At 71.8% G+C, this 18100-nt stretch carries 21 protein-coding genes; 16 read left to right on the top strand and 5 right to left on the bottom strand.

The window, feature by feature from the left end:
• Window position 1: 1 nt before the first annotated feature.
• From ACFS27_RS21250 to ACFS27_RS21240, 3 genes are read left to right on the top strand one after another with little or no spacing between them, the layout of a single operon-like run.
• Window positions 2-931 carry a carbohydrate ABC transporter permease gene (locus tag ACFS27_RS21250; RefSeq protein ID WP_377187097.1) on the top strand — a complete coding sequence of 310 codons (930 nt, stop codon included), beginning with the start codon at window positions 2-4 and terminating at the stop codon, window positions 929-931.
• 42 nt (window positions 932-973) lie between these two features.
• On the top strand, window positions 974-3079 hold the full coding sequence (locus ACFS27_RS21245; protein WP_377187095.1) for an ATP-dependent DNA helicase: 2106 nt from the start codon (window positions 974-976) through the stop codon (window positions 3077-3079).
• Between the two features lie 9 nt (window positions 3080-3088).
• Window positions 3089-4078, top strand: a complete 990-nt coding sequence (locus ACFS27_RS21240; RefSeq protein WP_377187089.1) for an L-lactate dehydrogenase — start codon at window positions 3089-3091, stop codon at window positions 4076-4078.
• 90 nt (window positions 4079-4168) lie between these two features.
• On the opposite strand, the gene lexA is transcribed toward ACFS27_RS21240, so the two are convergent.
• A complete protein-coding gene (lexA, locus tag ACFS27_RS21235) occupies window positions 4169-4984 on the bottom strand; it encodes a transcriptional repressor LexA (protein ID WP_377187086.1) in 816 nt (271 codons plus the stop codon).
• 191 nt (window positions 4985-5175) lie between these two features.
• Here lexA and ACFS27_RS21230 point away from each other — a divergent pair, with 191 nt between their 5' ends.
• The 3 genes from ACFS27_RS21230 (at window position 5176) to ACFS27_RS21220 (ending at window position 6596) form a co-directional block, all read left to right on the top strand.
• Entirely contained in the window at window positions 5176-5622 is a 447-nt protein-coding gene (locus ACFS27_RS21230) for a LysM peptidoglycan-binding domain-containing protein (RefSeq protein ID WP_377187083.1), read from the top strand.
• Between the two features lie 119 nt (window positions 5623-5741).
• A complete protein-coding gene (gene nrdR, locus ACFS27_RS21225) occupies window positions 5742-6212 on the top strand; it encodes a transcriptional regulator NrdR (RefSeq protein WP_357463254.1) in 471 nt (156 codons plus the stop codon).
• Between the two features lie 150 nt (window positions 6213-6362).
• Window positions 6363-6596: a DUF5302 domain-containing protein gene (locus ACFS27_RS21220; protein WP_377187079.1), complete on the top strand. Its 234-nt coding sequence runs from the start codon at window positions 6363-6365 to the stop codon at window positions 6594-6596.
• Between the two features lie 123 nt (window positions 6597-6719).
• Here the strand turns inward: ACFS27_RS21220 and ACFS27_RS21215 are convergent, their stop codons facing one another.
• Window positions 6720-7283 (bottom strand): DUF4386 domain-containing protein, encoded by a 564-nt coding sequence (locus tag ACFS27_RS21215; RefSeq protein WP_377187076.1) that lies wholly within the window; start codon window positions 7281-7283, stop codon window positions 6720-6722.
• An 85-nt stretch (window positions 7284-7368) separates the two neighbouring features.
• Between ACFS27_RS21215 and ACFS27_RS21210 the strand changes: the two genes are divergently transcribed.
• Complete coding sequence (locus ACFS27_RS21210) at window positions 7369-8118, top strand: TetR/AcrR family transcriptional regulator (RefSeq protein WP_377187073.1); 750 nt, start codon at window positions 7369-7371, stop codon at window positions 8116-8118.
• On the opposite strand, the gene ACFS27_RS21205 is transcribed toward ACFS27_RS21210, so the two are convergent.
• On the bottom strand, window positions 8115-8744 hold the full coding sequence (locus tag ACFS27_RS21205) for a TetR family transcriptional regulator (RefSeq protein WP_377187070.1): 630 nt from the start codon (window positions 8742-8744) through the stop codon (window positions 8115-8117). The two genes, ACFS27_RS21210 and ACFS27_RS21205, sit on opposite strands and share 4 nt — an antisense overlap.
• A 110-nt stretch (window positions 8745-8854) precedes the next feature.
• Between ACFS27_RS21205 and ACFS27_RS21200 the strand changes: the two genes are divergently transcribed.
• The 7 genes from ACFS27_RS21200 to ACFS27_RS21170 are packed head-to-tail and all read left to right on the top strand — an operon-like array spanning window position 8855 to window position 14320.
• Window positions 8855-9433, top strand: a complete 579-nt coding sequence (locus ACFS27_RS21200; RefSeq protein ID WP_377191114.1) for a biotin transporter BioY — start codon at window positions 8855-8857, stop codon at window positions 9431-9433.
• Window positions 9430-10563, top strand: coding sequence for a class I adenylate-forming enzyme family protein (locus ACFS27_RS21195; RefSeq protein WP_377187067.1), 1134 nt, complete (start codon window positions 9430-9432; stop codon window positions 10561-10563). Before ACFS27_RS21200 ends, ACFS27_RS21195 begins: the two co-directional genes overlap by 4 nt.
• The gene (locus ACFS27_RS21190; RefSeq protein WP_377187064.1) at window positions 10556-11683 is read left to right on the top strand and encodes a thiolase family protein; all 1128 of its coding nucleotides are present in this window, start codon (window positions 10556-10558) and stop codon (window positions 11681-11683) included. Before ACFS27_RS21195 ends, ACFS27_RS21190 begins: the two co-directional genes overlap by 8 nt.
• Window positions 11680-12366: an energy-coupling factor ABC transporter ATP-binding protein gene (locus tag ACFS27_RS21185; protein WP_377187061.1), complete on the top strand. Its 687-nt coding sequence runs from the start codon at window positions 11680-11682 to the stop codon at window positions 12364-12366. The genes ACFS27_RS21190 and ACFS27_RS21185 overlap by 4 nt, the downstream gene beginning before the upstream one ends.
• The gene (locus ACFS27_RS21180; RefSeq protein ID WP_377187058.1) at window positions 12360-12956 is read left to right on the top strand and encodes an energy-coupling factor transporter transmembrane component T family protein; all 597 of its coding nucleotides are present in this window, start codon (window positions 12360-12362) and stop codon (window positions 12954-12956) included. Before ACFS27_RS21185 ends, ACFS27_RS21180 begins: the two co-directional genes overlap by 7 nt.
• On the top strand, window positions 12953-13267 hold the full coding sequence (locus tag ACFS27_RS21175) for a CHY zinc finger protein (RefSeq protein ID WP_377187055.1): 315 nt from the start codon (window positions 12953-12955) through the stop codon (window positions 13265-13267). Before ACFS27_RS21180 ends, ACFS27_RS21175 begins: the two co-directional genes overlap by 4 nt.
• A gap of 39 nt (window positions 13268-13306) precedes the next feature.
• Window positions 13307-14320, top strand: a complete 1014-nt coding sequence (locus ACFS27_RS21170) for an MsnO8 family LLM class oxidoreductase (protein WP_377187052.1) — start codon at window positions 13307-13309, stop codon at window positions 14318-14320.
• 81 nt (window positions 14321-14401) lie between these two features.
• On the opposite strand, the gene ACFS27_RS21165 is transcribed toward ACFS27_RS21170, so the two are convergent.
• Entirely contained in the window at window positions 14402-14809 is a 408-nt protein-coding gene (locus ACFS27_RS21165) for a VOC family protein (RefSeq protein ID WP_377187049.1), read from the bottom strand.
• 72 nt (window positions 14810-14881) lie between these two features.
• Between ACFS27_RS21165 and ACFS27_RS21160 the strand changes: the two genes are divergently transcribed.
• Window positions 14882-15460: a TetR/AcrR family transcriptional regulator gene (locus ACFS27_RS21160; RefSeq protein ID WP_377187046.1), complete on the top strand. Its 579-nt coding sequence runs from the start codon at window positions 14882-14884 to the stop codon at window positions 15458-15460.
• A 22-nt stretch (window positions 15461-15482) separates the two neighbouring features.
• On the opposite strand, the gene ACFS27_RS21155 is transcribed toward ACFS27_RS21160, so the two are convergent.
• A complete protein-coding gene (locus ACFS27_RS21155; RefSeq protein ID WP_377187043.1) occupies window positions 15483-16505 on the bottom strand; it encodes a LacI family DNA-binding transcriptional regulator in 1023 nt (340 codons plus the stop codon).
• A gap of 187 nt (window positions 16506-16692) precedes the next feature.
• Here ACFS27_RS21155 and ACFS27_RS21150 point away from each other — a divergent pair, with 187 nt between their 5' ends.
• Entirely contained in the window at window positions 16693-17997 is a 1305-nt protein-coding gene (locus ACFS27_RS21150) for an ABC transporter substrate-binding protein (RefSeq protein WP_377187040.1), read from the top strand.
• Window positions 17998-18100: the final 103 nt, after the last annotated feature.

The following is an 18100-nucleotide window of genomic DNA, read 5'->3' as shown; positions in this document are numbered from 1 at the left end:
CATGGCAGCGAACGTCCGGATCCCGGCCCCCGCCCGCCGGCGCACCCCGGAGACCGTCGAACGGGGCATCGTGTCGTCCCACGACCGGCGTCGGCCGAGCGTGCGGGGCTCCCTCTGGGTGCTGCAGGGCGGCCTGCTGACCGCTCTGGTCGTCGTCGGGCTGGGGCCGATCCTCTGGCTCGCGAAGGCCGCCGTCACCCCCACCCAGGAGACCCTGCGCGATCCGCTGGGGCTGTTCCCCACCGGCGTCGACTGGGCCAACCTCGCCACCGCATGGAACCGCGCGGAGATCGACCACTACTTCGTCAACACGCTGATCGTCGCGGCGGGCGCCTGGTTCTTCCAGATCCTGGTCGCCACCACCGGCGGCTACGTGCTGTCGGTGCTGCGGCCGCGGTACGGCAACGCGATCTTCGCCCTCGTGCTGGCGACGCTGTTCGTGCCGTCCGTCGTGCTCCTCGTGCCGCTCTACCTGACCATCCTCGACGTGCCGATCGTGCACGTCAGCCTGCTCAACACGTTCTGGGCGGTCTGGCTCCCCATGGGCGCCAGCGCGTTCAACGTGCTCCTGGTGAAGCGGTTCTTCGACGGCCTGCCCCGCGAGATCTTCGAGGCCGCCCGCGTCGACGGCGCCGGACCCTTCCGGCTGCTGTGGAGCATCGTGCTGCCCATGTCCAAGCCCATCCTCGGCGTCGTCTCCGTGTTCGCCGTCATCGCCGCCTGGAAGGACTACCTCTGGCCCATGCTGGTGCTGCCGGACCCGGCCAACCAGCCGCTGTCCGTCAGGCTGCCCGCCATCGCCCCCTACCTGGAGCTCGACGTGTTCCTCGCGGCGCTCGCGATCTCGACGGTCCTGCCGATCGCCCTGTTCCTCGCCTTCCAGCGCCTGTTCCTGAGCGGGGCCGGACTGGGCGGGGCGGTCAAGGGGTAGCGCGACGGGTGACGGCCTGCACCTGTGGACGACGTGGGGTGCATGTCGGTGGCCCGGCCTAGGATCGAACGTGTGACCAGCCTTCCCGACGCACCTGCCGCCCCCACCGCCGACGAGCGGATCCCCGACGTCGACGAGCTCCTCGACCTCGCTGTCGGAGAGCTGGGCGGTGGGCGCAGGGACGGCCAGCACCGGATGGCGGTGGCCGTCGGCGAGGCCATCGAGAAGGGCGAGCACCTGCTCGTCCAGGCGGGCACAGGCACCGGTAAGTCGCTCGGCTACCTGGTGCCCGCCGTCCGGCACGCGGTGGCCGCAGGGAGCAAGGTGATCATCTCGACCGCCACCCTCGCGCTGCAGCGGCAGGTCATCACACGTGATCTCCCGCTGGTGGCCAAGGCGGTGGCGCCGCAGCTCCCGCGCGAGCCACGTATCGCGCTGCTCAAGGGCTGGCACAACTACCTGTGCGTGCACAAGGTCGGCGGCGGCTACCCCGCCGACGAGCCGACGCTCTTCGACCTGCCCGGCGGCGAGGACCACCCGCGGACCGAGGACACGGCGGGGTCCGGCGGGGCGCGCGGCCGTCGCAAGGACGACGGCGCCACGCTCGCCGACCACGTCCGCCGGCTGCACGAGTGGGCGGGGGAGACGGAGTCGGGCGACCGCGACGACCTGGTGCCGGGCGTACCGGACCGGGCCTGGCGCCAGGTGTCCGTGACCGCCATGGAGTGCCTGGGCGGCAAGTGCCCCATGCTCGCCGAGTGCTTCCCGGACAAGGCACGCACCATCTCCCGCGACGCGGACGTCGTGGTCACCAACCACGCGATGCTCGGCATCGCGGCGACCGGCAGCCCGGGCATCCTCCCGGAGCATGACGTCGTGGTGGTCGACGAGGCGCACGAGCTCACGGACCGGGTGACGTCGTCCGCCACGGTGGACCTGTCGATGGCCTCGGTGGAGAACGCCGCACGGCTGGCCCGGCGGCACACCGGAACGAACACCGACGCCCTCGACCAGGCGGCGCAAGCCCTCGGGACCCTGCTGGTGACGGCGCCGGCCGAGCGGTTCCCCGACGGTCTGCCGGACGAGCTGCGCGCTGCGGTCGGCGCGGTACGGGACGCGGCGCGGGAGGTGCTGAGCACGCTGAAGCCAGACACGGGCGGCGGCAAGGGGCAGGCCGCCGGCCAGCCGGAGCCGGGGCTGAAGATGGCGCAGGGCGCGATGCTGCAGCTCTTCGAGACGGCCGAACGCATGGCGTTCAAGGACACGACCGCCGACGTGCTGTGGTGCTCGCGCCCCGACAACGGGTGGGGCGGGTTCGGCGACAACGTGACGCGCCTGCACGCGGCGCCGCTGCACGTCGCCGGCCTGATCCGCATGCACCTGCTGGGGGAGGCGACCGGCGTGTTCACGTCGGCCACCCTGGCGCTGGGGGGCACGTTCGAGCCGGTGGCGGGCACGCTTGGCCTCAAGGGCGAGGACGCCCCGCCATGGCGCGGCCTGGACGCAGGCAGCCCGTTCGACTACCCCCGCCAGGGCATCCTGTACGTGGCGCGGCACCTGCCGGCGCCCGGCCGCGAGCCGACGACGGAGGCGCAGCTCGACGAGATCGCCGAGCTCATCACGGCCGCCGGCGGCCGTACGCTCGGCCTGTTCTCGTCCCGGCGTGCGGCGAACGCGGCCGCCGAGGCCATACGCGAGCGGCTGGACTTCCCGATCCTGGCGCAGGGCGACGACCAGCTACCCACGCTGGTGCGCCAGTTCGCCGAGGACCCGGCCGCGTGCCTGTTCGGCACGCTGTCCCTGTGGCAGGGCGTCGACGTGCCTGGCCCGTCGTGTCAGCTCGTCCTCATCGACCGCATCCCGTTCCCCCGCCCGGACGACCCGGTCAAGGCGGCCCGCGCACGGGCCGTCGAGCAAGCGGGCGGCAACGGGTTCATGGCGGTGTCAGCGCAGCACGCCGCGCTGCTGCTCGCGCAGGGCGCCGGGCGCCTCGTGCGGAGCATGGACGACCGTGGTGTCGTGGCGGTCCTGGACCCACGCCTCGCGACCGCGCGGTACGCCTCGTTCCTCACCCGCTCGATGCCCGGGTTCTGGCCCACCACGGATTCGGCGCTTGTCCGCGCCGCGCTGGCGCGGCTCGACACATAGCCTGGACACATGTCAGCCCTCTCGGACGTCCAGGGCGCGCAGCCGTCCGGCTCACGCACCACCAAGCTGGCGGTAGTGGGTGCAGGGGCGGTCGGCTCGACCCTCGCCTTCGCCGCGCTCACCCGGGGCTCGGCCCGGACGATCGCCCTCCACGACGTGAACCGGGCAAAGGTCGAGGCGGAGGTGCTCGATCTGCAGCACGGTCTGATGTTCACCCCCCAGGCGCAGGTGGTCGGCTCGGACGACGTTGCGGTGTGCGCGGGGGCGGACGTCGTCGTTGTGACGGCCGGGGCGAAGCAGAAGCCCGGGCAGACCCGGATCGACCTCGCCGAGGCGACCATCGGGCTGATGCACCAGATCCTGCCCGGGCTGGTGGACGTCGCGCCGGACGCGACCTACCTGATGGTGACCAACCCCGTGGACGTCGTGACCTACGCGGCGCTCAAGATCTCCGGTCTGTCGCGTGAGCAGCTGTTCGGCAGCGGCACCGTCCTGGACTCGTCGCGGCTGCGTGGTGTGCTCGCCCAGCGCTGCGGTGTGGCCGTCGGGAACGTGCACGCGTACATCGCAGGGGAGCACGGGGACTCGGAGATCGCGCTCTGGAGCTCCGCGACTATCGGTGGTGTCCCGCTGCTGGACTGGGCGCCGCTGGGCGGCAGGCCGCCGATCGACGGCGCGGTGCGCGCGGAGGTGCACCACGAGGTGGTCGACTCGGCGTACCGGATCATCGCGGGCAAGGGGGCGACCAACTACGCCGTCGGTCTGGCCGGGACCCGCATCATCGAGGCTGTCCTCAAGGACGAGGGGCGGATCATGCCGGTGTCCTCGCTGCTGGACGACTATCACGGCATCAGCGACGTCTGCCTGTCCGTGCCGTCACTCGTGGACCGGCGCGGCGTCACGGACAACGTGCGGGTGCCGATGTCCGACGAGGAGCTGGCCGGCCTGCGTACCTCGGCGGACAGCGTGCGGGCGGTCCAGAAGCGCTTCGGCTTCTGAGGACGGGCCAGGGGGAGACGACGACGGGGTTGTGCTCCGCTGGAGACCCAGCAGGAACACAACCCCGTTCTCGTCGCGCGTGTCCGGCCCCTACAGGCTGCGGAGCACCGCTACCACGCGGCCCAGAATCTGCGCCTCGTCGCCCGGGATGGGCTCGTAGGCCGGGTTCTGGGGCAGCAGCAGGACGTGCCCGTCCGCCTGCTTGAACGTCTTGACCGTGGCTTCGCCGTCGATCATGGCCGCGACGATCTCGCCCTGCTCGGCAACGTTCTGCCGCCGCACCACCACCCAGTCCCCGTCGCAGATCGCGGCGTCGACCATCGAGTCACCGGCGACCTTGAGGAGGAACAGCTCGCCGTCCCCGACGAGCTGGCGGGGGAGCGGGAAGACGTCCTCGACGACCTGCTCGGCAAGGATGGGCCCGCCGGCCGCGATCCGGCCGACGAGCGGCACGTACGACGGCGGCGGGGTGCTGGCGTCGTCGGGCACCGAGCCACCCCAGTGGACCTGGCCGCTACGGCGCGGCTCGGGCCAGTGGATCTCGCCGCGTGTCGGCTTGTCGACCTGCTCGGCCATGGGCTCGACGAGCTCCATCGCGCGCGGCCGGTTCGGGTCGCGACGCAGGAAGCCCTTCTTCTCGAGCATCTGGAGCTGGTGCTTGACGCTCGACGGGCTGGCCAGCCCGACGGCCTCGCCGATCTCACGCATCGACGGCGGGTAGCCCCGCGTCTCGAACGACTGCCGAATCGTGTCCAGCACGAGGCGCTGCCGTTCGGTGAGGCGGTCTGTCGGCGAGATCGTGTGTACGTCAGCGACCGCCTTGTCGCCCGGCGCGTCCAGCGTGGCGACACCCGAGAGCGCCGTGTCGACGGCTCTCGTGTCGCTGGTCCCGTCCCGTCCCGTCATGCCCGTGCCCCTCCCGTTCCGACAAATGTTCTCCCATGCGCGACCCACTCTAGATCACAAACTCGCTCGGCTCAAACGAATGTTCGAGCGTGTCTCGACATCGGACGGTGTCCCGTGCTACACAATGGTACGGGCGTTCGACGAACGCTTGTATGAACGACAAGAGCTCAGTCACTCTTCGAGGAGGGGCCATGGGGGACGTGATCCCGCTGCGGCAGTACACCCCGACGTATGGACAGGCGTTCGTGCCGCCGTACGGCCGGGCGTATGCACAGGCGTCCGGGCCGGCCGCGGCCCCGGCGTACCGGCCGGCCCGGGAGCGCACGATCGCCGACCGGCTGGGCCTGGCCGGCCTGCGGCTCACCAGGCGCGGCCGCGCGGCGCTCGTGCTGCTGGCGATGCTCCTGCTCGCGCCGATGATCACCTGGGGTGCGACCGCCGTCGCCAGCTCCCCCGGCGAACCGACGGAGGTCCGGGTGCACGCGGTGCAGCCGGGTGAGACGCTCTGGGGCTACGCCACGGAGATCGCGAGGCCGGGCGAGGACGTCCGGCACGCGGTCGCCCGGCTCCAGGACCTGAACGAGATGTCGTCGGGCACGGTGCGGGTCGGAGAGCTGTTGCTCCTACCCAAGGAGTGACGAGAGACCACAATTCGCCGTCAAATGGCGCGGCGATGTTGCATGGGGGTGGTTTGCCCGCTTACGGTCGGGGCGCGACCGGAGGCCTCCGGTCGGTGGTCGACCACGCAGGAGTGAGCATGCACTGCCCGTTCTGTCGCCATGCTGACTCGCGCGTGGTGGACTCGCGGACCGCCGACGACGGCCTGTCGATCCGGCGCCGGCGCCAGTGCCCGAACTGCAACCGCCGGTTCACCACCGTGGAGACGGCCAGCCTGTCCGTGGTCAAGCGGTCCGGCGCCACCGAGCCCTTCAGCCGCGACAAGGTCGCGGCTGGTGTGCGCAAGGCGTGCCAGGGGCGTCCGGTGAGCGACGACGACCTCGCCATCCTGGCCCAGCGTGTCGAGGAGACGCTGCGGAGCAACGGTAGCGCGGAGATCGACGCGTACGAGGTGGGCCTCGCGATCCTTGGCCCCCTGCGGGAGCTCGACGAGGTGGCCTATCTGCGGTTCGCGAGCGTCTACCAGTCGTTCGACTCGCTCGAGGACTTCGAGAGCGCCATCACCTCGCTGCGCGCGGAGCGCGCCGAACGGGCGGCCGCGCAGGCCTGAGGGCCCGCGTGGAGCTGCCGCGCGGCCGGGCGCCGCTGGCCGGGCGGCTCGACCGTGCCCAAAAATGTTGGCACCTGGTTGTGCGGTAGTGCAGGCTGGGCGGCGACGGACCCGATCGAGGGACCCCCGAAACAAGAGGAGGTGATCGGTGTGACGGACGAGAAGCCCAATGCCGAGGCGGCAGAGGTCGAAGCCGAGGGCGTAGAGGAGCCCAAGGTGCCGACCGCGCCGAGCAAGGACGCGAAGGCACGGTTCAAGGAGGCGCTGGACCGCAAGAACTCGGCGCAGCACCGGACCGCAGCCGGCGACGTGAACACCGGCGCGGTGCACGGTTCGGAGACGACCGGCCCCGTGCAGAAGATGTTCCGCCGCAAGTCCGGCTGATCCTCGGTGGTGGAGGCCGCTGACCAGGTGTTTGACCTGGTCAGCGGCCTTTGTGTTGCTCACCGAGCTGCGGGTTCGTTCGTTGAACGAGCGAAGCCCAGGTTCTTTGGACCGTGGTAGCGGTCATTGCGTGGCCGCCACCGATGGCGTGACCGTGGGTGCGCGGGTAGGCCAGCCGCGAACGAGCAGCAGCACCCCCAGGGTGAGCTCGAAGAGGCCCCCCGGGACGGCCAGCGCGACACCGGCGCCGGGGACGGCGGAATCCAGCCCCACACCGACTGCGAGCAGGACGTACCCAACCACGCCCCACATGCTGAGCCAGCGTGGGGCGACGCGGTGCCTCGCGAGGGCCAGGCAGAACGGCACGCTGCCGACGCCCAGCACGACCATCGCCGCCACATATGCGGCCTGGTTCGCCTCGGCGTTCCCGCCCGCCAGGAACAGGACGCCGATCGCGAGCGCGACGGCCTCGGTGATCCGCGCGAGCACGTAGACGAGGGCGGTCCGGGGGGCGGCGGTCCGCAACAGTCGGAACGCGATTGCCCCGATCGTCGCGACGCCGGCCGAGTTGAGGACCATGAGCGTCAGCCCGGCCGGCTGGGGTGCCAGCGTGCTGCCGACCCCGTAGAGGAGGAAGACTGCCAGGAAGAGGGTGCCGGCGAGTCTGCCGGCCTGACGGTGAGACATGAGGTTGCTCCAACCGTACTAAGTAAGGGTACTTTGTACGGTAGAGGTGCGAGAGCGTGCCGTCAATGAATCAGAGGGGGATGCCGTGCCAGAGACCGACACCGGGGGAGTCGCCCGCCGCGCACCGCTGAGTCGCGAGCGGGTGCTCGACGCCGCCGTCGCGCTCGCCGACGCGGACGGGCTCGCCGCGGTGACCATCCGGTCGCTGGCGAACGCGCTGGGTCTCAAGCCGATGTCGCTGTACCACTACGTCCGCGGCAAGGAAGACGTCCTCGACGGCATGGTGGACCGGGTCTTCGCCGAGATCGACTTGCCCGAGGCGCGGTCACCGTGGCGGGCTGCGATCCGCGCGCGAGCGATCTCCGCGCGCGCCGTCCTGGCCCGGCACCCCTGGGCGCTCACGATTCTGGACTCCCGGTCGGCGCCGGGGCCGGCGACGCTCCGTCATCACGACGCCGTGCTGGGCGTGCTGCTCGGCGCCGGCTTGTCGCTGCCGATGACCGCGCGCGCCTACACGCTCGTCGACGCATACGTGTACGGGTTCGTGCTCCAGGAGGCAGCGGTGCCCTCGGGCGGCCGCGACGGCGGGGGGAACGGCGAGCAGCCAGGGGGCCAGCCAGCCGTCCCGGACGCCGGCCGGTACCCCCACCTGGCGGTGTTCGCCGAGGTCCACGTCCTACGGCCGGGATACTCGTTCGGCGACGAGTTCGAACCAGGCCTCGACCTCATCCTCGACATGGTCGAGACGCTCACTGAGCCCAGGTCACGGTCAGAGCGGGCGAAGCGCGAAGATGTTCCGCCGCAAGAGCGGCTGATCCTCGGTGGTGAAGGCTAGCGGTGGTGGTTCCTGTACTGGGCGATCGACACCTCGAGGCCGTGCGCGATCATCGTCAGCGCCTCGGTGAAGTCGTCGCCGCCGGGGGAGTCCGCACGCGCACCTTCCACGCTCGAGCTGACCGGCTCTTCCAGCAGCCCGAGCTGACCCGCGGCCAGGCGTTGCTGCTCGTGGAAGGTGAAGCCCACGACGAAGTGCATGACCGCCTCAGCGGCCACCTCGGCCAGCGAGGCGGGCACGCCGCGCAGGCGGGCGACGTCCAGGAGCTTTGCCCGCACGGGGGAGCTCACGAGCCCGAGGGCGAGCGAGCTCGACACCAGCTCGGACGCATCCCGGTGGGCGAGCAGGCACTCGCGCATCCGCGCGCCCACCGTGCGCACGGCTTCGTGCATGGGCATGCCGCCGAGCGGCTCCTCGCCCATCGGCGCGAGGATCCGCTCGCTGACCGAGGCGAGAAGCGCCTGCTTGTTCGGGAAGTGCCAGTACAGGGCGCTTGGCTGGACACCGAGGGCGGTCGCCAGGTGCCGCATCGTCAGAGCGGGCAGGCCCTGCTCGTCCAACAGGCGCAGGGCCATGTCGGCAACGTCGTCGCGACTTCGTCGTAGCGAGGTTCCCGGAGCTGGCATGCTGCCACTATAGTGACCCGAACACCGTTCAGGTGAACAGTGTTCAGGTAGGAGGTCAACAGGTGCCCATCGAACATGGTGCGCGGCGTCGGGCGCTCGACGCGACGGACATGGCGCGCGTGGCAGTCTTTGTCGCGATCGTCGCCGCCCTCGGTCTGCCGGGTAGCTTCAGCGTCCTCGGTGCCGTCCCGATCACGGCGCAGACGTTCGGCGTCATGCTCGCCGGCGCGGTCCTCGGACCGCGTCTGAGTGCTCTGGCCATGGTCGTGCTGCTCGCCCTCGTCGCGGTCGGTCTGCCGCTGCTCGCCGGAGGGCGTGGCGGCGTCAGCGTGTTCGTCGGGCCGTCCGCCGGCTACCTCGCCGGATGGGTTGCCGGGGCGTTCGTGACGGGCCTGATCGTGCACTCCGCCGCCCGGAAGCCGGCCATCTGGCGGACGGCGCTCGCGACGGTCGTCGGCGGCATCGTCGTCGTGTACGCGTTCGGCATCCCCGTGCAGAGCGTGATCACCCGCCTGTCCCTCGAGCAGACCGTCCTCACCAGCCTCGTGTTCCTCCCCGGTGACCTGGTGAAGGCGACGCTCGCGACCCTGACCGTCACCACCCTCCTGCGTGCTTACCCCCGCGCGTTCCGGCGTACGTGGCTCTCGCCAAGGGAGCAGGACGCCTCGGGCGCGGACGTGACGCGATGACCGCGCGGATCGTGGTGCTGCGAGGTTCGACCGACGAGCTCGTCGACAGCATCCGAGCGGTGCGTGCCCACGGGGACGTCCCGCTCGTCGGCGACGACCGGTGGCCCGCTGCGCAGTGGTCCGCGGTGCGCGAGCTCGCCGACGTCGCCCCGGTCCCGGACGGTGCTGCCTGGGCCGCGCTGACCTCGGGGACGAGCGGCGCACCGCGTGTCGTGCTGCGCACCGCCGCTTCGTGGGAGCGGTCCTTCGCCACGGTCTCCGAGCTGCTCACGGACCGGACGGCGACGGACCGGACGGCGACGGAGCAGCTGATCATGCTGCCGGCCCCGCCGGCGTCGTCGCTGACGCTGTTCTCCCTCGCCCACGCGCTCGCCGACGGCCCACGGCCGGTCTTCCCCGGCGGGCGGGGAGCCGCAGAGGCGACCGTGTTCCACGGCACGCCACAGGCGCTGCGGTCGATGCTCGATACCCGGGCTCTCCCGCGGCTGCGGACCGCCCTCGTCGGTGGCTCCCACCTCGACGCGCGGCTGCGCGCGGACGCGGAGTCCCGCGGCGTCCGGGTCGTCTCGTACTACGGGGCGGCGGAGCTCTCGTTCGTCGCGCTCGACGAGGGGCGTGGTCTGCGAGCGTTCCCCGGGGTGGAGATCGACGTGCGGGACGGCGAGCTGTGGGTCCGCTCCCCGTTCACCGCTCTCGGCTACCTCGGCGGGCCGGGTCCGTTGCGCACCGACGCCGCCTGGAGCTCGGTCGGTGACCTCGCGACCGTCGACGACGGGGTGCTGACCCTGCGGGGGCGTGGGGACGACGCCATCCTCACCGCCTCGGCGACCGTGATCCCCGGCGAGGTCGAGACGGGCCTCCGGACGCTCCCTGGAGTCGCCGACGCAGTGGTCTTCGGCATCCCCACCGGCGGGGTCGGCGCGCTCGTCGCCGCGATGGTCGAGGTGGACGCGGACGCACCGGTACCCAGCGCGCACCGCCTTCGCGCGCTGGCCGCGACCCGGTTCGCTCCCGCCCACCGGCCCCGCGTGTGGTTCGCGGGCCGACTGCCACGAACCGCGTCCGGAAAGCCGGCCCGGGCCGAGGTCCGGCGCCGGGTCGTCGCCGGTGAGGTGGCCCGCCTTGCCTGACGAGCCGGTCATCGTCGCCGCCCGCCGTACCCCGATCGGCACCCGCAGCCGCGTCTTCGCCGAGCTCAGGGCCGAAGAGCTCGCCGGCCCGGTCATCCGGGCCGCCCTCGCCGACGCGGGGTCCGCCACCGGGTCGACGCTCGCCGTCGCCGACGTCGTGCTCGGGAACTGCATGGGGCCCGGAGGCAACCTCGCCCGCGTCGCCGCGCTCGCAGCGGGGCTCGGCGTCACCGTGCCTGGCGCCACCGTGGACCGGCAGTGCGGCAGCGGCCTGGCCGCCGTCCTCGACGCGGTGTCGGCGATCCGCGCCGGAGACGACCGCCCGCGCATCGCGGGCGGCGTCGAGAGCGCGTCGACGGCCCCCACCAGGTCCGCCGACGGCGTGCCCTACGACCGGGCGCCGTTCACGCCGGCGGGCTGGCCCGACCCGGACATGGCCCAGGCGGCCGAGGACCTGGCCAGGGCCGACGCGATCACCCGAGAACGGCAGGACGCGCACGCGGCACGCAGCCACCGGCGCGCAGGTGCGGCCCGCGACGCCGGGCGGTTCGACGCCGAGCTCGTTCCCCTCCGGGGCGCCGTCGCCGACGACTCCATCGGGGTCGCCGAACCTCTGCTGGCACGTCTGCGTCCGCTGTTCCCTGGCGGCACCGTCACCGCAGGGACAGCGACGCGAATCAGCGACGGCGCTGCCGCGGTCGCCGTCGTCCCGCACCGGCTGAGAGGCCGGGCCGCAGGCCTCGTGGTCCGCGGGCACGCCGTCGTCGGCTGCGACCCGGCCCTGCCGGGAACCGGCGCGGCCCCGGCGGTACTCGCGGCGCTCGCCTCCGCAGGGGTCGAGCTCGGCGAGGTCGCCGCGGTCGAGATCGTCGAGGCGTTCGCGTCGCAGTCGCTCGGGGTGCTCGGTCGGATCGGTCTCGAGGACGACGATCCGCGGGTCTGTGCCGACGGCGGGGCGCTCGCGCTCGGCCATCCCTGGGGAGCCAGCGGCGCGGTCGGCATCGTGCGGCTGTTCAGCCGCCTCGTCCGCGCGGGTGCGCCCGCGGGAACCCTGGGGGTCGCAGGGGCCTCCGTCGGCGGCGGGATGGGTATCGCGGCCGTCGTCGAGGTGCTGCGGTGAGCTACCTCGAGCTGGAGGACGTCGACGTGCGGCTCGGGGACACGGAGGTGCTGCGCCGTGTCTCGTGCTCGCTGGACGAACGCACCATCGCCGTGATCGGTGAGAACGGGTCGGGCAAGTCCACGCTCGCGCGGCTGGTCGGGGGGCTCACCCACGCAACGGGCGGCACCATCCGCGTGCTCGGTCTCGACCCGGCCCGTGACGCCACCCGGCTGCGACGTCGGGTCGCCGTCGTGTTCAGCAATCCGGACACCCAGATCGTGATGCCGACCGTGGCGGAGGACGTCGCGTTCTCGTTGCGCTCCGACAAGCTGTCGCGCGACGAGAAGACCCGGCGGGTCGACGAGGCCATGCACCGGTTCGGCCTCACCGAGGTGGCCGGCCGTGCGTCGCACGACCTGTCCGGCGGGCAGAAGCAGCTGCTCGCGCTCTGCGGCGCCTTCGTCCGTCGTCCCGACCTGGTGATCGCCGACGAGCCGACCGCCTACCTGGACGCGCGCAACGCGCGTCGGGTCGCCGACCACCTCTTCGAGGAGGGGCGGCACAGGCTGCTCCTGGTGACGCACGATCTTGCCCTTGCGCGACGCTGCGAGAAGGCGGTCCTGGTGCAGGACGGTGCGATCGCCGCCGTCGGCGCGCCGGACGAGATCATCGCGGAGTACGAGGTCGGGCTCGGATGCTGACCCTCTACCGGCCCGGCGACGGCCCCTGGCATCGTCTGCCGGCGGGGCCGAAGTCGCTGGTGCTCCTGGTGATCGTGCTCGGGGTCAGCCTCCTCCCGGCCACCTGGTGGTGCGCTGCGGTCGCCGTCGGCGCCTGTGTGGGCTGCTACGCGGTCCGGGGGGCCGGGATGCGCGACCTGCTCCGACAGGTCGTCACCGTTCGCTGGATCCTTCTGGTGACCCTCGCGGGGCAGCTCGTGTTCACCGGCCCGGAGACCGCGGTGGCGAACACCGCCCGGGTGGGTGCCGCAGTGGTGATCAGCGGGCTGCTCACGCTGACCACCCCGGTCAGCGAGCTGCTCGACGTGCTGGAGCGGGCGATGCGGCCGCTGGCGTGGCTGCGCATCGATCCGCAGCGTGCGGCCCTCACGGTCGCGGTCACCCTGAGCACCCTGCCCGTGCTCGCGCGGCTCGAGCGCGAGGTCCGCGAGGCGCAGCGTGCCAGGGGCGGCGGGCGGAGCCTGCGGCTCTTCGCGATCCCGTTCCTGGTCGTCGCGCTCAAACATGCCGATGCGCTCGGTGACGCGCTGACGGCACGAGGGGTGCGATGACCCCGGTGGTGCACGGCCCGACCGTGGACGACCAGACGCGGTGCGTCCACTACCGGACCGAGCTCGACGTCATCGCGATCCGGTTCGCCTGCTGTGACACCTACTACCCGTGTCACCTCTGTCACGACGCCACGGCCGATCATGACTCGCGCCCCTGGCCGGCGGGATCGGGCCACGAGCGCGCCGTGCTCTGCGGGGTGTGCTGGACGGAGCTCACCATCTCCGGGTATCGCGGCGCCCGCTGCTGCCCGCGGTGCGGCGCCGGGTTCAATCCGCGCTGCGTGCTCCACTACCCGACCTACTTCGAGTAGCAGCAACCAGGCCGGCACGGCAGATCGGGAAGCGCCCGGGTGCCTTCGCGGTTGCAGGCTCGTGTGAGGCTCTCCCTGCTAGACCGTTCCCGCACTCGGGTGGGGTACCCCGAGAGTGCGGCGCTGACCCACACGATCGAGCGGGCGGTGTCGGCGGAGCGACTCGGCTACGACCGCTTCTGGGTCGCCGAGCATCACGCCGTGCCGGGGATCGCCTCGGCATCGCCACCGGTCCTGCTCGGTGCTCTCGGTGCCCGTACCACCACCATCAGGATCGGGTCGGGTGGTGTCATGCTGCCTCATCACCAGCCGCTGGTCGTCGCCGAGCAGTTCCTGATGCTCGACGCCCTCTATCCGGATCGGGTGGATCTCGGGCTCGGGCGCACCCTCGGCTTCACGGCACCCGTACGCCGGGCGCTGCGGCACGGATCGGACGCGCCGGACACGTTCCCCGAGGACATCGAGGAGCTACGCGACCACCTCGATGGTGCCGCGGAGATCACCGCAAGGCCTGTCGCCGCACGCACCATCCCGATGTACGTGCTCGCGACCGGGCGCGGCCTCGCGGTCGCCGCCAGGCTGGGGCTGCCGGTGGTCATCGGCGGGCCAGTGCTCCGCAGCCCTTCGCTGCCGGACGCGCTCGCGGCGTACCGGGACGAGTTCCGGCCCTCGCTGCGGGCACCGGAACCGGCGGTGACCGTATCGCTCGACGTCCTCGTGGCGGACACGGACGTCGAGGCACGCGACCTGGCCCTGCCGGAGGCATGGGCGATGGCCCGATCCCGGCAGACGGGCGAGTTCGGCCCGCTCGAGCCGGTCACGACGATCCGTGCCCAGCGCTGGACCAGCCAGCTGCGCGAGCGCGTCGAGGCGCATCTCGCGCAGGGTGTCGTCGGGTCCCCTGCCACGGTGCGGAGCCACCTCGACCGGCTGGCGAAGGCCACGGGGGCCGAGGAGATCATGGCGTTCAGCTCCACCTATGACCGTGCTGCCCAGGCAGCCTCAGACGCCGCTCTCCGCGAGCTGGTGCACGACCAGCCCCCGCACCGGTGACACCAGGCTCATGACGGGATGACCTCGTGCTGGGGGGAGCTGGCCGAACCGCCGCGGTCGAGCCAGAGATCGCGGTGACGTTCACGCCTCGGCGTAGGCACCCGCGAACTCGGCCGTGGGCGGGATCGGCTGGATGACGTCGAGCAGGACACCGTCGGGCGCGGCGACGATGAAGTGCCGTTGTCCGAAGTCCTCGTCCCGGAGCGTCAGGAGCGGCTCGAGACCGGTGGGGCAGGTCAGGCGGGCATGGACCTCGTCGACGTCGTCGACCTCCAGGTTCACGACGACACCTCGCGGCAGCTCGCGGTAGCCCTCCGGAATGGTGGCGTGGTCGTGGGCGAGCAGGGCGAGCTCGAACGCACCCAGCCGCAGGCTCACGTACCAGTCGGAGTCGTAGGTGGTCGCGAAGCCGAGGCCCTCGCGATAGAAGGCGGCCGCAGCGGCGACGTCCTGCGACATCAGGACCGGGTAGAAGCTGGTGACGGTCATGAGGAACCCCTTAAGTACAGTGCGTATGTAAGTTGCCAGATTACATACAGTCCGTACGTAAAGGAAGTGCTCGTGCCCCGTGCTTCAGCGGCCGACGCCGCCCGGACCGCCCGCAAGATCCTCGCCTCGGCCACCGACCTGCTTGCCGCACGCGGCTTCGCCCAGGTCTCGCTCGACGACGTCGCCCGGGTGGCGGGCGTGACGCGTGGCGCGGTGTACCACCACTACGGCAGCAAGGCTGGGCTCTTCCGCGCCGTTGCGTCGAGGCTCCAGTCCGACGTCGCCGAGGCCGTCGTCGTGGCGGCTCAGCGCGCCGGTGCCGACCCGCGTGCGCAGCTGCGGGCGGGCAGTCATGCGTTCCTTGACGCCATCACCGCGGCGCCCGCGGTGCGCGTCCTGCTCATCGATGCTCCTGCCGTCTTCGGCTGGGAGCAGTGGCGTCAGCTCGACGCGGAGAACTCGGCGGTGCACCTGCGCACCGCACTGGCCGACGTCGGCGTCCCCGCCGAGCTGCTCGACGCGACGGCCGCTCAGCTGTCCGGGGCCATGAACGAGGCGGCCCTCTGGATCGCCCAGCAGCCGCAGGGTGCCGAGGCGCGGGAAGCCGCGCACCGCGTCCTCGACCGCGTCCTGACGGCCGCCGTGGCCTGACCCGCCGACGGGCGAGACGAGGTCACGGCACCGGGACCGACGACTCCCGCGTCACGATCCGGCAGGGCAGCTCCTCGATGCCGGACGCCGCGCGCCCCTCGATCGCCTCGAACAGCCGTCGGGCGGCGATCCGGCCCACCTGCTCCAGGTTCATGTCGACGCTGGTGAGCTGCGGCCGGGTGTTCGTCGTGAGCACCGCCCAGTTGTCGAACCCGATGACCGAGATGTCGCGCGGGACGTCCCGCCCCGACTCGCGCAGGGAGTCCAGGACGCCCCTGGCGATCTGGTCGCTGCCGCAGAAGAAGCCGTCGACGTCCGGGTACTGGTCGAGGATCATGCTGGCCACCCCGCGGCCCCAGCCCTCGCTCCACGACCCGAAGAACGTGCGCCCTCCCACGAGCTCCAGCCCGGCGTCCCGCATGGCCTGCTGCGCCCCGCTGGAACGGTCCTGGGCAGCCTGGTAGGAGGCGTCGCCCGTCACGTGCGCGATCCGCCGTCGCCCGCAGGCCACCAGGTGGTCGATCGCGAGGCCGCCCGCCTCGACGTTGTTGGCGGTGATGGAGATGTCCGCCGGGTTCTCGGAGGGTGCGTACGCGTAGACGACGGGCACGGGGAGGTCACCGATCAGGGGTGGCCGAGGGTCTGTCCGGGAACCGACGACGATCAGCCCTTCGACCCGGCGGGACAGCAGGGCGCGGATGTGGTGCTGCTCCCGGATCGCGTCGCCACGGGCGTCGCACAGGAACACGGACACCTGGCCGGCGCCGAAAGCGTCCTCTGCACCCATCAGCACGGGGATCGAGAAGCGGCCTTCCAGGTCGGACGTGAGCAGGCCGACCGTGCCGGTCCGGCCCTGGAGCAGTCCGCGCGCCACCGCGTTCGGAGCGAACGAGAGCTGCTCCGCGGCCTCCAGCACCCGGGTTCGGGTCTCGGCGCGGACCTGGGCGCGACCGTTGATGGCCTTGGAGGCGGTGGCGATCGAGACCCCCGCGAGGCGGGCGACGTCGGTCAGGGTTGCGGTGCGCGGGGTCTCGGCCGAAGCCATGGCTTCCTCCTGGAAAGTCGATGCCGAACCTTACCGAAAAGGTGTAACACAATCGTGACGACGGTTCGTCCTTGACGTGGTGTGGCGCCCAGTCTACTGTCACAGAAAGCCTTTTCGGACGGTTTCGGCAATGGAGCGCCACCGCTCACCAACCGACCGACTGACGACGAAGTCAAGGAGACGGATGATGGCTACCCACCGCAGGGCGAGCGCGAGGCTCGTTGCCTCCTTCCTCGCAGCAGGGCTGGCGAGCACGGCGCTCGCCGCCTGCAGCGCGTCGGACGCGAACGGCGGTACGCAGGAGGCGGAGGTCACGGCCGAGGGCGTGGACGACGGCACGGAGCTCACGCTCTGGACCCGGGCTCCGCTGGAGCAGCAGGCGAACCTGCTCGTCGAGGCGTACAACGCCTCGCACGAGAACCAGGTCGAGCTCACCGTCGTGCCGAACGACGACTACGTGGCGAAGGTGGGCGCAGCAGCGGGCAGCGACAGCCTGCCGGACCTCTTCGCCGCCGACATCGTGTACGTGCCCAACTGGGTGCAGCAGGGCCTCTTCGCCGACGTGACCGACGCCGTCAGCGAGCTGGACCACGCCGACCAGATCAACCAGGGCCACCTCGAGGGAGGCACGCTCGAGGGCCGGCAGCACGTGCTGCCGTTCGTCCTCGACGTGTCGGTCATGTTCTACAACAAGGACCTGTACGAGCAGGCGGGCCTCGACCCCGAGCAGGGCCCGACGTCGCTGGCGGAGTTCAGCGACCACGCCAAGGCGGTCGACGAGCTGGGCGGCAACGTCAACGGCACCTACTTCGGCGGAAACTGCGGTGGCTGCCTCGTCTTCACGTGGTTCCCCCAGGTCTGGGCCGGGGGAGAGGACGTGATGAACGCCGAGGGCACCGAGTCGCTGCTCGCCGGCGACGCCGCGCAGGAGGTGTACGGCGTCTGGCAGGACCTCGTGCAGTCCGGCGCGGTGGGCGAGGGGTCGAAGGAGGAGACCGGCGCGACGTGGACCGGTCCGTTCCTCGAGGGTGAGGTCGGCGTGATGCCGTTCCCCGCCACCATGCTCGCCACGGCGGACGAGGCGCTCGGTGAGGTGGGCGTCGCCCCCATCCCGGGGCCCGACGGCGGTGCGTCCACCTTCGTGGGCGGCGACGGCATCGGCATCTCCAAGGACTCCGAGCAGGCCGACCAGGCGTGGAACTTCATGTCCTGGCTCATGTCGGAGGAGGCTCAGGTCGAGGTGCTCGCGAAGAACGGCGACGTCGTCTCGCGGGGCGACCTTGCCGAGAACGAGTACTCCACCAAGGACCCGAGGGTCCTGGCGGTCAACGAGATCGCGTCGCAGGGCCGCACGCCCCTCGCGATCAACTTCCAGCAGGCGTTCAACGCGCCCGGCAGCCCGTGGGTGACCATGGTCCGCAACGAGGTGTTCGGTGAGGGCGGCGCCGTGGAGACGGACAACGAGGAGATCACCGCGGTGCTGGCGCAGTAGCCGCCCGCAGACGTCCGTCTGCGTGGTCCCGCCGCCGGAGAGGGCGGCGGGACCACGTACCGAAGTGAACGAGGAGCCACCCCGTGCCCGCGAACCTTTCCGT

This window comes from Promicromonospora vindobonensis (assembly GCF_042685865.1).
Lineage (GTDB): Bacteria > Actinomycetota > Actinomycetes > Actinomycetales > Cellulomonadaceae > Promicromonospora > Promicromonospora vindobonensis.
The sequence above is the reverse complement of the archived record's forward strand: the minus strand, read 5'-3'. Positions and strand labels throughout refer to the sequence as shown.